At 66.2% G+C, this 13,593-nt stretch carries 10 protein-coding genes; 6 read left to right on the plus strand and 4 right to left on the minus strand.

From position 1 onward, the window contains the following. Window positions 1-20 precede the first annotated feature (20 nt). The 3 genes from QW861_RS16850 to QW861_RS16860 form a co-directional block, all read right to left on the minus strand. Window positions 21-407: a hypothetical protein gene (locus tag QW861_RS16850; RefSeq protein WP_315752282.1), complete on the minus strand. Its 387-nt coding sequence runs from the start codon at window positions 405-407 to the stop codon at window positions 21-23. Window positions 408-645: 238 nt separating this feature from the next. Further along, window positions 646-1,683 carry an LLM class flavin-dependent oxidoreductase gene (locus QW861_RS16855; RefSeq protein ID WP_315752281.1) on the minus strand — a complete coding sequence of 346 codons (1,038 nt, stop codon included), beginning with the start codon at window positions 1,681-1,683 and terminating at the stop codon, window positions 646-648. Between the two features lie 147 nt (window positions 1,684-1,830). Next, window positions 1,831-2,067, minus strand: a complete 237-nt coding sequence (locus QW861_RS16860) for a hypothetical protein (protein ID WP_315752280.1) — start codon at window positions 2,065-2,067, stop codon at window positions 1,831-1,833. A gap of 543 nt (window positions 2,068-2,610) precedes the next feature. Between QW861_RS16860 and QW861_RS16865 the strand changes: the two genes are divergently transcribed. Continuing rightward, on the plus strand, window positions 2,611-3,642 hold the full coding sequence (locus QW861_RS16865) for an alpha/beta fold hydrolase (protein WP_315752279.1): 1,032 nt from the start codon (window positions 2,611-2,613) through the stop codon (window positions 3,640-3,642). 14 nt (window positions 3,643-3,656) lie between these two features. After that, window positions 3,657-4,616, plus strand: a complete 960-nt coding sequence (locus QW861_RS16870; protein ID WP_315752278.1) for a fatty acid desaturase — start codon at window positions 3,657-3,659, stop codon at window positions 4,614-4,616. Window positions 4,617-4,908: 292 nt separating this feature from the next. On the opposite strand, the gene QW861_RS16875 is transcribed toward QW861_RS16870, so the two are convergent. Continuing rightward, entirely contained in the window at window positions 4,909-6,969 is a 2,061-nt protein-coding gene (locus tag QW861_RS16875; protein WP_315752277.1) for an ATP-dependent helicase, read from the minus strand. 196 nt (window positions 6,970-7,165) lie between these two features. Between QW861_RS16875 and QW861_RS16880 the strand changes: the two genes are divergently transcribed. The 4 genes from QW861_RS16880 (at window position 7,166) to QW861_RS16895 (ending at window position 13,546) form a co-directional block, all read left to right on the plus strand. Further along, on the plus strand, window positions 7,166-9,478 hold the full coding sequence (locus QW861_RS16880) for a Tex family protein (RefSeq protein WP_315752276.1): 2,313 nt from the start codon (window positions 7,166-7,168) through the stop codon (window positions 9,476-9,478). Window positions 9,479-9,628: 150 nt separating this feature from the next. After that, entirely contained in the window at window positions 9,629-10,273 is a 645-nt protein-coding gene (locus QW861_RS16885) for an NAD(P)H-binding protein (protein WP_315752275.1), read from the plus strand. A 328-nt stretch (window positions 10,274-10,601) separates the two neighbouring features. Beyond that, window positions 10,602-11,495, plus strand: coding sequence for a TRAP transporter substrate-binding protein (locus QW861_RS16890; protein ID WP_315715274.1), 894 nt, complete (start codon window positions 10,602-10,604; stop codon window positions 11,493-11,495). Window positions 11,496-11,530: 35 nt separating this feature from the next. Next, window positions 11,531-13,546 (plus strand): HAMP domain-containing methyl-accepting chemotaxis protein, encoded by a 2,016-nt coding sequence (locus QW861_RS16895; protein WP_315752325.1) that lies wholly within the window; start codon window positions 11,531-11,533, stop codon window positions 13,544-13,546. The last annotated feature ends 47 nt before the right edge of the window (window positions 13,547-13,593 follow it).

Consider the following 13,593-nt stretch of genomic DNA (forward strand, 5'->3'; position numbering starts at 1 on the left):
AGGCTGACAGGGCCTGACGCTTATCGCATGGCCATGCGTGCGAGACCGGTCTGATCCGAGCGCGTGGACGGAAACGACAATCGCCACAAGCTGAAGAGCATCGGGAGTTGGAAAACGAAGCTGATCGCCGCAGCGCCCGCCAGCACCTCGAAACGTTGTGCCTCGATCAGGGCCTTGGCGCTCGGGACCACGTGGACCAGGCCGTCGGCGACGTAGACAAGCGCAACGGTCCGCCAGATGTTGGCGGACAGCCAGCCCATCCTGAAGGCGTGATCGAACAGCGCGAGCAATCCGCCGAGCGCGAGCGTCGAGCTCGCCATGTGAGACGGCGTGTCGTAGAAGCCGGGCTCCAACGCGGCCTGGACGAACCAGAGTCCGTAGACCACCGCGACGATCTTCAGCAACATCAGTTCGTTCCCAGGCTCGCGAGCTTGTCGTCTGCCTCCGGGCAACCGATCGGATTGCGCCCCCTTGATCGGAGCAGGCACGCGCGACATCGAGCCTACGATGCGTGTCACGAAGGCTCTATTAATCGGCTCGCTTGGATTGTCCTGAACGAGCCGTTTTGCTCGCGCCTTTGATCCAGGTCCCGTGATGCAAGGGCCGGGCGCAGTTGCGGACATGGTGAAGGACCGCGTAGCCGGCCTACTGCTCCGCCAGCAACTCCCTCACCCTCGGCACCACCACCTTGCCATACAGCTCGATGCTCCGCATCAGTTTCGCATGCGGCAGCGGACCGGCTGAGTATTTCAGCTGAAACCGCGACAGGCCGAGCGCCTTGATCGTCGCGGCGATCTTCTGCGCCACGGTCTCCGGCGAGCCGACATAGAGCGAGCCGTGATCGGCCTCCTGGACGAACTCGTCGCGGCCCATCGGCGGCCAGCCTCGCTCGCGGCCGATGCGGTCGCGCATGGTCTTGTAGTCCGGCCACAGCTCCTCGCGCGCCACTTCGTCGGTGTCGGCGACATAGCCCGGCGAATGCACGCCGATCGGCTTCGTCTCGCGGCCGAACTGCTTGAGCGCGCGATGGTACAGCTCGACATAGGGCGCGAACCGTTTCGGGTCGCCGCCGATGATCGCGAGCATCAGCGGCAGCTCGTAATGCGCGGCGCGCACCACGGACTCGGGACTGCCGCCGACGCCGATCCAGGCCCTCAGCCGTCCATGCTCGACCGGCGGATAGACCAGTTGATCCCTGAGCGGCGGGCGCAACCGGCCCTGCCAGGTCAGTGGCTGCTGCGGCAGCAGGCTGACGAACAGATCGAGCTTCTCCTCGAACAGCGCCTCGTAGTCCTTGAGATCGAAGCCGAACAGCGGGAAGGACTCGGTGAACGAGCCGCGGCCGAGGATAACCTCGGCGCGGCCGTTCGACGCCGCGTCCAGCGTCGAGAAGCGCTGGAACACGCGGATCGGGTCATCCGAGCTCAGCACCGTCACCGCCGAGCCGAGCTTGATCTTCGTGGTGCGCGCGGCGATCGCCGCCAACGCCACCTCCGGCGCCGAGATCGCGAAATCGCCGCGATGGTGCTCGCCGAGCCCGATGAAATCGAGCCCGAGCTGGTCGGCGAGCACCGCCTCCGCGACGACGTCGCGGATCACCTGGGCATGCGAGGCCATCGCGCCCTCCGCGTTGCGGGTGACGTCGCCGAACGTGTCCAGGCCGAATTCGATCGCTGTGCTCATGTCTCATTCCGTTGCGTCGGGCCGTCATACGGCCTCTGCTCGTCAGCTGGAAGGGGCCGCACCGGATTGCAAGCGGAGGAAAGCGAAACACAAGGTTTCCGTGAGCTTGAGCGCATCACGAGAAGGTTGGGCCGTCGCCATTCTCCGTCATTCCGGGGCAATCGTCGATGCGCAGGCGCGGAGCGGCTGCGTGTTGACGATTGAACCCGGAATCTCGAAGTCGTTCAGAATGGACGCAAGACAATATCGAGATTCCGGGTTCAAGGCCTCTCGGCCTTGCCCCGGAATGACGGTGGTCGTGATACCGAGCGGATCAGACGGTCCGGACGACCGGCAAAAATTTTTTCTTTCGTTTTTCCAGAAAGTATGCTCTACTGCGCCCATCCTGCCTCATCGATGAGGGGCGTACGCGCGGTCGTCACGAGACGCGAGGCAGGGATGCGGTGGCCGTAGCGGGTCGCAGCGCGGTGTCGCGCCGACGAACGATCCGATGCGGACAGTCAAGTCGCGTGGTCCTGGCCTCCCGATGCTGAGGTCAAGCCGGATGATGGTGCGGAAGCGCATCACGCCGACGATGGGGGCAACACAGCCGGTCCCCAGGGAGAGCGCGAAGCAGCTGTTAAGACCATCGCGCAGGGAAGGCCGGGATGTTCCAGCCGAACCTGTGGTTCCTGCCGCCTGCATTTTTTTCGCAGGCGGGCCATGGGGGCGGCGAGCTCCCGGTCTTCCCTGCGCCCTCACGTTTCAGAGGGCACGCGATCCGGACAAAGCTCGGGCTTGAGCGGCCGCGAGGGTACGAACCCATGGCCTCGGCTGATGCGATTGCCGCCCGCGCCTCCTGCGCGGTCATGCCATGCCAAAAAATGGGCGTGTGGCCCGGCCGCGCATCACCTAGGCTCCGTTCATCGATCACACGGGATGACGTGCATGGCGGCGGGCAGCGACTATCAGATCTTCGAGGCGGGCGACGTCGTGCTGCAATCGGGCGTGACGTTCCCGTCGCTGCGGCTCGCCTACAAGACCTATGGCACGCTGAACGCGGCCAAGGACAACGTCATCCTCTATCCGACCTCGTTCGGCGCCCAGCATGTCGACACCGAGTGGCTGATCGCGCCCGGCGGCGCGCTCGATCCGAGCAGCTACTTCATCATCATTCCCAACCTGTTCGGCAATGGTCTGTCGTCGTCGCCTTCGAATACGCGCGAGCTGTTCGGCGACGCGCCGTTCCCGGCCATCAGCTATCACGACGCGGTCGCGGTGCAGCGCCGGCTCGTTGAGGAACAGTTCGGGATCAGCCGGATCGCGCTGGTCTATGGCTGGTCGATGGGCGGCATGCAGGCCTATCACTGGGCCGCCTGTCATCCGGACATGGTGGAGCGTGCGGCGGTGGTGTGCGGCAGCGCGCGCTGCTCGCCCTACAATCACCTGTTTCTCGACGCGGTGAAGGCGGCGCTGATGGCCGATCCCGCGTTTCGCAACGGCCGCTTCGCCGGGAAGCCGGTGGCCGGCCTGCGCGCGATGGGGCGGATCTATGCGGGCTGGGCGATGTCCTACGAGTTCTACCGCGACGAGGTCTGGCGCGAGCAGGGCTTCGGCTCGCAGGAGGACTATCTCGCCGCCACCTGGGACTTGGCCTTCGCGCATCGCGATGCCGACAACCTGCTGGCGCAGATCGCGATCTGGCAGGGCGGCGATATCAGCAGCTGCGCGGCGTTCGGCGGCGATCTGGATCGGGCGCTCGGCGCGATCACCGCCCGCATGTTGCTGATGCCGGGCCAGACCGACCGCTACTTCGATTGGCGCGACAACGAGCGAGAACTCCCCAAGCTCGTGAACGCCCGCTCCGCGGCGCTGCGGCCGATCCCGTCGATCCACGGCCACCGCGCGGGCAATCCGATCCGCATCCCGGCGGACCGCGATTTCATCAACGCCAACGTCTCCGCCCTTCTCCAGAGCTGACACCCGAGCTCGACATGACCGACGTGCCCACCGACGAATTCGCGCCCCGTCCGAAGCGGCTGACACCGCCGGTGCTGCAGCAGCTCTGCACGCGCTCCAACATGCAGGGCGCGCTACGCACGCTCAGCCATTACGGCGCGATCATCGGCGTGGGTGCGCTGATCGGAGCGATCGCATCGACGCATGGTGTGCTCTGGGCGCTGTCCTTGCTGCCGGTGCAGGGCGTGCTCATCGCGTTCCTGTTCATGGCGGTGCATGAGACCGCACACAAGACCGCCTTCGACAGCCGCAGGCTCAACCTCGCGGTCGGCTATCTCTCCGGCTTCCTGATCGGACTGCCTTATGAATATTACTGCCTGTTCCATTGGGAGCATCACCGCCACACCCAGGATCCCCTGCGCGATCCGGAGCTGATCGTCGGCCCCAAGCCGCGCTCCGAGACGCAACTCGCGATTGCCTATTCCGGCCTGGTCCAGGTGGCCGGCCGTCTCAGGCTGCTGCTGAAGCATGCGGTGACCGGCGAGGTGACGGTGCCGTGGGCCCCCGCGGGCCGCCGGGCGATCGTCGTGCGGGAGGCGCGCGCCTATGTCGCGGGCTATGCACTGCTGCTCATCGCCTCGCTGGCGCTGCACAGCGCGCTGCTGCTGTGGGTCTGGGTACTGCCGCTGCTCGTCGGACAACTGATCCTGCGGCCCTATCTCTACGCCGAGCACACCGGCTGCGATCACACCCGGAGCGCCTTCCAGAACACCCGCACCACCTTCACCACGCGGGCGGTGCATTGGCTCGCCTGGAACATGCCGTATCATGTCGAGCACCATGCCTATCCGGCGGTGCCGTTCCATGCGCTGCCGAAGCTGCACGCGATCGTCGACGGCGAGATCAAGTATCGCGGGCAGGGCTACGTCGCCGTGACGCGGCAGACCTGGGCGTGGTTTCGCGCGCAGTGGAAGGAAACGAAGTCTCATCCATGATGAGTTTGGATCCGAGTTATCGCCGCTCGGCCGGTGCGCTCCCTCTCCCGCTTGCGGGGGAGGGCTGGGGTGGGGGCGCCACAACGGCAGTCTTTCCAGAGCATCCCCCACCCGCATCGCATCTCTCGATGCGATGCGACCTCCCCCGCAAGCGGGGGAGGCGCAGACCGACCACGTCGCCAGGGATGTCAGCAAGCCATCGTGCCCGACCGGTGCGCGTCCTCCCGGCACGCCCCTTGTGGGAGAAGTGCAGTGATTGGCGTCGTGTTGATATGGTCGCAGCGACGCTGGCTCACCGCCATCGCTCGCGCATCCGCGCGCCGAGATCGATGCGCGGCCCGGAGCGCGCATATGCCGACCCCGGCTGCGCCCGCGGCCAGCTGGCGCGTTCGAACAGCGGCACCAGCGCTTCCGGAATGAACCGCGTGCGCGAGGCATAGACGTGACGATCGCCGCGCACCGGCTGGCCGTGGACGAAGAACCGCTGCGGCACCAGGAGATGCAGATCGTCCTTGGCGCGGGTCATGGCGACATAGAGCAGCCGCCGTTCTTCCTCCAATTCGGCGCTGGAGCCGGCGCCGAGATCGGACGGCATGCAGCCGTCGACGACGTTGAGGACGTGCACGGAATTCCACTCCATGCCCTTGGCGGAATGGATGGTGGAGAGGATCAGATAGTCCTCGTCGAGCAAAGGCACGCCGGACTGATCGGAGGTGGCGTCGGGCGGGTCGAGCGTCAGCTCGGTGAGGAAACGCTCGCGCGACGGATAGCCGCTCGCGATCTGCTCGAGCTGCAGCAGGTCGGCGGTTCGCACCTCCGCATCCTCATGAACGCGCTCGAGATGCGGCTGATACCAGTGCCTGATACGCTCGATATCTCCGGGCCATTCCGAGACGCGCAGCTGCTCCAGTGTGCGCACGAACGCGGTCCAGTCATCGCCGGCGCGCGCCGGTGCGGACTGCTCGCACAGGCGCGCGATCGGATCGGCACTGGCGCTGATGGCATCGAGCAGACGCTGCGCCGACGCCGGACCGATGCCCGGGATCAGATGCAGCACGCGGAAGCCGGCGATGCGGTCGCGCGGATTGGCCACGAAGCGCAAGCAGGCCAGCACGTCCTTCACGTGGGCGGCATCGAGGAACTTCAGCCCGCCGAACTTCACGAACGGGATGTTGCGGCGCGTGAGCTCGAATTCCAAGGGACCGCTGTGCGACGACGTGCGGAACAGCACGGCCTGTTGCTTCAGCACGATGCCTTCCTCGCGCTTCGCCAGCACCTGCTCGACGATGTAGCGCGCCTGATCGGTCTCGTCGCTGACGGTCACGAGCTGCGGCTTGCGCGAACTCGTGCGGTCGGTCCACAGATTCTTGGTGAAGCGCTCCCGCGCCAGCCCGATCACGCCGTTGGCCGCCGTGAGGATCGGCTGCGTCGAGCGGTAGTTGCGGTCCAGCGTGATGATGTCGGCGCGCGGACTGAACTGATCGGGAAATTCCAGGATGTTGCGCACGGTGGCGGCGCGGAAGGCGTAGATCGACTGCGCGTCGTCGCCGACCACCGTCAGTCCCGCGCCGTCGGGCTTCAAGCCGAGCAGGATCTGCGACTGCAGCCGGTTCGTGTCCTGATATTCGTCGACCAGCACGTGGTCGAAGCGATCGCCGATCTCGCGCGCGATGGTTTCGTCCGCCATCATCTGCGCCCAGTACAGCAGCAGGTCGTCGTAGTCGAGCACGGCACTGGCCTGCTTGGCTTCGACATAGGCGGCGAACAGGCCCTTCAGCTCGCCGGCCCATTCCGCGCACCACGGAAAATGCCGCACCAGTGCCTCGTCGAGCGGCATGTCGGCGTTGACGCAGCGCGAATAGATCGCAAGGCAGGTACCCTTGGTCGGAAAGCGTCGCTGCGTGTTGGACAGGCCGCGTTCGTGCCGCACCAAATTCATCAGGTCGGCGGAATCCTCGCGATCATGGATCGTGAACACAGGGTCGAGGCCGACGCGCTCGGCGTAGTCGCGCAGCATCCGCGCGCCCAGGCCATGAAACGTGCCGGCCCAGGTGAGCGCGGCCGTGATCGGCTCGGCCTTGCCGCCCAGCACCTTGCGGGCGATGCGCTCGACCCTGCGGCTCATCTCGCTCGCCGCGCGGCGCGAGAACGTCATCAACAGGATACGGCGCGGATCGGCGCCATTGACGAGCAGATGTGCGACGCGATGCGCGAGCGTGTTGGTCTTGCCCGAGCCCGCGCCGGCAATGATCAGCAGCGGCGGGCCAGGCGCGGCGCAGGCACCGCCATGCTCGACGGCGCGGCGCTGCTCCGGATTGAGATCGTCGAGATATGTCGCAGCCGTGGCCTGCACGAATCGTCCCTCAGCCTGCAAGAATCAGTGATTTGCGCCGCATGTGCAACGCGATGGCCCGGTCGCGGCAGCGTTTTACATGATTCGCAACCGGTCTTTTTTGTCACGGTTGCCCACAGAGCGTCTGCCAGCCGCTTGCGCTGGCGCGCGTGCACTCCTATCCAATCAGCCCCGTCACGAATCTCGGAAGAACACCGTGTCGAATTTTGCCTCCATCATCGCTGCTGAGCTCTCAGTCAAGGATGCCCAGGTCCAAGCCGCGATCGACCTGCTCGACGGCGGCGCGACCGTGCCGTTCATCGCGCGCTATCGCAAGGAGGCGACCGGCATGCTGGACGACACGCAGTTGCGTACGCTGGAGGAACGGCTGCGATATCTGCGCGAGATGGATGCACGGCGCACCGCGATCATCGAGAGTATCAAGGCGCAGGGCAAGATGACCCCCGAGATCGAGCTGGCGCTGGCGACCGCCGACACCAAGGCCCGGCTCGAGGACATCTATCTGCCGTTCAAGGAGAAGCGCCGCACCAAGGCGCAGATCGCGAAGGAAGCCGGGCTCGAGCCGCTCGCCGACATGCTGATCGGTGATCCGATGAAGGCGCCGGAGGTCGAGGCCAAGGCCTTCATCAAGAAGGATGGCGACAACCCGGTCAAGGACGTCAAGGCCGCCCTCGACGGCGCCCGCGCGATCCTGGTCGAACGTTTCGCCGAGCATGCCGATCTCGTCGGCTCGCTGCGCGAGGAGATGTGGACCCGCGGCGCGGTGAAATCGTCCGTGCGGCATGGCAAGAAGACCGAGGGCGCCAAGTTCGCCGACTACTTCGATTTCTCCGAGCCGTTCACCAAGCTGCCGTCGCACCGCATCCTGGCGATGCTGCGCGGCGAAAAGGAAGAGGTGCTGCAGCTCGATTTCGGCGATGGCGAGCCGGAGGATTCGAAGGACCCGACGCTGTATGAGAACCGCATCGCGGTGACCTTCGGCATCTCGCGCCAGGGCCGCCCGGCCGATCAGTTCCTGTCGGACTCCGTGCGCTGGGCCTGGCGCACCCGCATCAAGACCTCGCTGGCGCTCGATATCCGCATGCGGCTGTGGCAGGAGGCGGAGAAGGAGGCGGTGCGCGTGTTCGCGGCCAACCTGCGCGATCTGCTGCTTGCCGCGCCGGCCGGCGGCCGCGCCACGCTCGGGCTCGATCCCGGCTTCCGCACCGGCGTCAAGGTCGCGGTGATCGACCGCACCGGAAAGTTCGTCGATCACGCCACGATCTATCCGCACGAGCCGCAGCGACAGTGGAACGAGAGCATGCTGACCCTGGCGCAGCTCTGCGTGAAGCACGGCATCGATCTCGTCGCGATCGGCAACGGCACAGCGTCGCGCGAGACCGAGAAGCTCGTCAACGATTTGATGAAGCTGAAGCCGGATCTCAAGCTGACCAAGGCGATCGTGTCGGAAGCCGGCGCGTCGGTCTATTCGGCCTCGGAGTTCGCTGCGAAGGAATTCCCCAATCTCGACGTCTCGATCCGCGGCGCCGTCTCGATCGCGCGCCGCCTGCAGGATCCGCTCGGCGAACTCGTCAAGGTGCCGCCGGCCTCGATCGGCGTCGGCCAGTATCAGCACGACCTCAACCAGTATGAGCTCGCCCGTGCGCTCGATGCCACCGTCGAGGACTGCGTGAATGCCGTCGGCGTCGATCTCAACACCGCCTCGGCGCCGTTGCTGGCGCGGGTGTCGGGCATCGGCGAGAGCCTGGCTCAGAACATCGTCGCGCATCGCGATGCCAACGGTCCGTTCCCGACCCGCGACAAGCTCAAGGAGGTGCCGCGGCTCGGACCGAAGGCGTTCGAGCAGTGCGCCGGCTTCCTGCGCATCCGCGATGGCGACAACCCGCTCGATGCCTCCGGTGTCCACCCGGAATCCTATCCGGTCGTGAAGAAGATTCTCGAGACCACCAAGAGCGACATCAAGGTGCTGATCGGCGACACCAAAACCTTGAAGACGCTCAATCCGGCGAAATTCGCCGACGAGCGCTTCGGCGTCCCGACCGTGACCGACATCATCAAGGAGCTGGAGAAGCCCGGCCGCGATCCGCGCCCGGAGTTCAAGACCGCGACCTTCCAGGAGGGCGTCGAGAAGATCACCCATCTCAAGCCCGGCATGATCCTGGAGGCGACCATCACCAACGTCGCGGCCTTCGGCGCCTTCGCCGATATCGGCGTGCACCAGGACGGCCTGATCCACATCTCGGCGATGTCGGAGAAGCGCATCAACGATCCGCGCGAGGTGGTGAAGCCGGGGCAGGTCGTGAAGGTCAAGGTGCTCGACGTCGATGTGCCGCGCAACCGCATCTCGCTGACGCTTCGGCTGTCCGATCCGCTGCCGGCCAAGGGCGAGAAGCGGACCAGCGCACGGCCGCCCGCGGGGCGCATGACCTCGCGTGAGGAGAAGCCGTCTGGCGGCGGCGCGTTCGCCGCGGCGATGGCCAAGGCCGCAGAGCGGCGCAAGGGCGCCTGAGGCGAATGGTGACGAGGCGCCGCGGAGGGAATGTCTCGTCTGCGGCGTCATATCTGCGGCGCCATGGCATTCGGCGTCGTGTCGTTGCGGTCTTCCCTATCTCCGCGGCCAGGCTTACCTTGGGCGGCGAGTTGTGAGTGGGGACCGCGCATGACGAACCGGACCGTGATCATTGCCGGCGCGACTGGGCTGGTGGGACGGGAGCTGCTTCGCGGTCTGCTTGCCGACCCGGCCGTGGATCATGTGCATGTCGTCGGCCGCCGCGCGCCGACTGACCATTCGCCCAAGCTGACGGCGCATGTGGTGGATTTCACCGCGCTGCCGTCCCTGCCGCCGGCCGACGAGCTCTATCTGGCTCTCGGGACCACGATCAAGGTGGCCGGAAGCCAGGCCGCCTTCCGCGCCATCGATCACGACGCCAACCTCGCCGTCGCCAAGGCCGCGCTCGCGAGCGGCACCAGGCGCGTTGGTCTGGTCAGCGCGATGGGCGCCGACAGCAGCTCGCCCGTCTTCTATAGCCGGGTGAAAGGCGAGCTCGAGGACGATCTGACCGCGTTGCCCTTCGAGGGACTGGTGATCGCGCGGCCTTCGCTGCTGGTCGGCCCGCGGGCGGAGCTCGGACAGCCGAGTCGTCCGGGCGAGGAATGGGGCAACAGGCTGCACAACATCATCGGCTTCCTGATCCCGGCGAACTACAAGCCCATCGCGGCGGCGGACGTCGCCAACGCCCTGCTGATGGCTGTTCCTACGGTTGCCGGCAAGCGAGTGATGCTGTCAGGGGCCATGCGCCGATGATCGAGCCTGCCGCTCTTGCGTAGCGGCCCGGTCTCGCTATTTACGATAAATCGAAATCTGATATCGCGCCGCGCCTCAAGCTCGGATCGACTGGTCGACACACCCACCCCGTAGTTTTACGGCTCTCTCGCATGCGACTATCAGCGAGTGAATGGCTGGAGCGGGCAAGACGGGAATCGCATCTTAACATCTTAACCATATCTCGCTGTTAGTTGTGCATCGAGGAAAAACAGCCCGGTGTTTCATGCGCAGACAGCTGCTTGAATTTTGCTTCTTGGCATTGGTGGGAACCCTGCTCGGATCCCAAGCGGCGACGGCGTCTCCGCGAATGGTGTCGCTGGTCTACAACTCGCAGATTCAGAACCCGCAGCAGGTCGGGTCGGACGAATTTCGCGTGAAGCTGCAGGCGTTGGCCGGCAAGCGGCTCATCATTGATGAGCGTGCGGGCAACGCATTCGGCAGCGAGGCGGCGGTGCTGGCTGCAACCCGGAGCGGCGCAGTGGACGTGGCCGTGGTGTCCGGCGGCATCGCCAGCGCGGTGGTCCCCGAGCTTGGCGTCTTCGACATCCCGTTCCTGTTCCGCGACACTGCGCATGCCAAGGCGGTTGCGCAAGGGCCGGTCGCCGCCGCGATCGGCGCCAAGTTCGCCGACAAGGGACTGGTGCTGCTGGCGCTGGGCAAGCAGGGCTTTCGCAATCTCACCAACTCGAAGCGCCCGGTCCGTACCGTCGATGACGTCAAGGGACTCAGGATCCGCGTGATCCCCAATCCGGTCTACCAGATGACTTTCAAGGCGCTCGGCGCCGACGTGATGCCGATGGATTTCCCGCTGGTCTATGCCGCCCTCAAGGACGGTCGGCTCGACGGTCAGGAAAATCCGGTTGCCACCATCGCGGCCAATCGCTTCGACGAGGTGCAGAAATATCTGACGCTCACCGGGCATTTCTTCGCGCCGATCGCCTTCGTCGCCAACCGCGCGATGTTCGACCATCTCGATGCGGCGGATCGAGATGCGCTGGTTGCCGCCGCCAAGGCGGCTGCGGAGGTCACCTGGCAGGCCCAGCTCGATGCGCAGAAGCTCGATGAGTTGCGCAAGACCGGCATGGAGGTGATCGAGACGTTCGACCGCAAGACTTTCGTCGATGCGGTCAGGCCGCTCGATGCCGACTTCGAGAAGCGCTTCGGCAAGGAGCTGCTCGCCACCATCAGGTCCACTCCGTGAAACAGCCGGGCAAATCGATGAAATTGTCTTCTCTGATGTCTTGGATCGGCGTCCGCCCGCGCATCTTCGGCGGCTTCGCCCTGATCCTGAGCTTCCTGGTGTTGCTCGGCGGCTTCGCCATGGTCCAGGTCGGCCGCATCGGCGGCACCGTGGATGAACTCGTTACCAGCGCGGCCGGGGACGCCGGCATGTCGCAGGTGCGTGCCGCGCTGCTCGGCGCCAACGGCGCGGTCGAGAGATTCGTCCGGACCTGGAACGTCGGTGACAAGGATGCGGCCAGCAAGGCCATCGACGCCGTCGGCGGTCTCGCCGATCAGGTCGAGAAGCAGTCCGGCAGCCTGAAGGTGCTGGCTGACGGCGTTGGGCCGGTACGGAGCGCGCTGGCGGCCTACCGCTCATCGTTCGCTGCCGCGGCCGAGGCCGTGGACCGCCTGCGGGCGGCGACGACCAAGACCGACGCATTGGGCGCCGTTGCCGGCATCAACATGGGCGGCATCCAGGTTGCCCTTGCCAATCGTGCGGGCAGCGAGCCGCTGATGAATCCGTTACGTCTGGCCAGCGTCGTCGACGCGGTTCGCATCGCGGTGATGCGCTATACCAACACGTTATCGAATGGCGATGCCGACGATGCCAGGCTCACCTTCGTCTATGCGAAGCTCGCGATTGCCGATACGGAGGCCGAGATCGCGGGTGTCGATGATGCCAAGCTGAAGGCGCTGGTTGCTGCGCTGAAAGAGGCTCTCACGGCGGATGCCGCCGCGCTCGAGGAGGTGATCAAGGTGGCCGCTGACCTGCGCGCCAAGCAGGCGGAGCTCGCCAAGGCGAGTGCCTCGATCGATACCCAGGTCAGCCAGATCAACCGGCAGCTTGGTACCGCGCGTGCAGAGCAGGCCGCAAGGACCGGCGTCGCGGTCGAAGATACCAAGCAGACCGTGATCGTGACCGCAGCCGCAGCGGTGATATTCGGAGCGGTGCTGGCCTGGCTGATCGGCGCCAGCGTGTCGAACCCGATCCGCGGCATGACCGACCGCATGCAGTCGCTGGCGGCCGGCGAATTGGATCAGCCGATTCCCGGCGGCGAGCAGCGCGACGAGATCGGCCGGATGGCGCGCGCCGTGGAGATTTTCCGTGACAATGCGCTTGCCGTGCGCCGCATGGAGCAGGAGGCCGCGGCACAGCGTGAAGCTGCGGAGGCCGAGCGCGCCCGCATGATGTCCGATCTGGCTGGTCGATTCGAGCAGGGCATGCAGGGTGTCATCACCGGCGTCGGCGGGCGTGCGACCGAGATGGGCGAGAGCGCCAGCGAGCTGGCGCGCGTCGCCGAACGCGGCCGTGGCCTTGCGGAAGCGGTCGCCAGCCGGGCCGAGCAGGCCTCCGTCAATGTGCAGACCGTGGCCTCGGCGACCCAGGAGCTCGCGGCCTCGATCAGGGAGATCTCCTCCCAGGTCCAGCGCTCGGTCACGGTGTCGACCCGGGCGACGCACGAGACGCAGCGGACATCCGAGCTGATCGACGGGCTGTCCAGCGCGGCGGAGAGGATCGGCACCATCGTGCAGCTGATCCAGGCGATCGCGAGCCAGACCAACCTGCTGGCGCTCAACGCCACCATCGAGGCGGCGCGCGCCGGCGAGGCCGGCCGCGGATTTGCGATCGTCGCTAGCGAGGTGAAGAACCTGGCGTCGCAGACCGCGCAGGCGACGGAGCAGATCTCGAGCCAGATCGCGACCATCCAGAGCGCGACGCAGGAGACGGTCGGCGCGATCGCCCAGTTCGGCACGACCGTGCGGGAGATTGCCGAGATCTCCAATGCGATCGCCACCGCGGTGGAGCAGCAGGGAGCGGCGACCAGCGAGATTGCACGCAACGTCGAGCAGGCGGCCAGCGGTACGGCGGCGGTCACGCAGGAGATCGGCGACGTGCGCAACGTGGCCGGGCAGACCGATGCCGGCGCTGAAGCTGCGCTGGCGGCGGCCGCGGCGCTGCAGCAGCAGGCCGCTTCGCTGAAGAGCAATGTCGCCGACTTCCTGCAGACGATCCGAACGGCGGCGTGAGCCGCAAACCGGTGGCGAGTGGAGTTGACGCAGGGGACGCAGGCTCA

The organism is Bradyrhizobium sp. SZCCHNRI1029 (assembly GCF_032487555.1).
Taxonomy (GTDB): domain Bacteria; phylum Pseudomonadota; class Alphaproteobacteria; order Rhizobiales; family Xanthobacteraceae; genus Bradyrhizobium.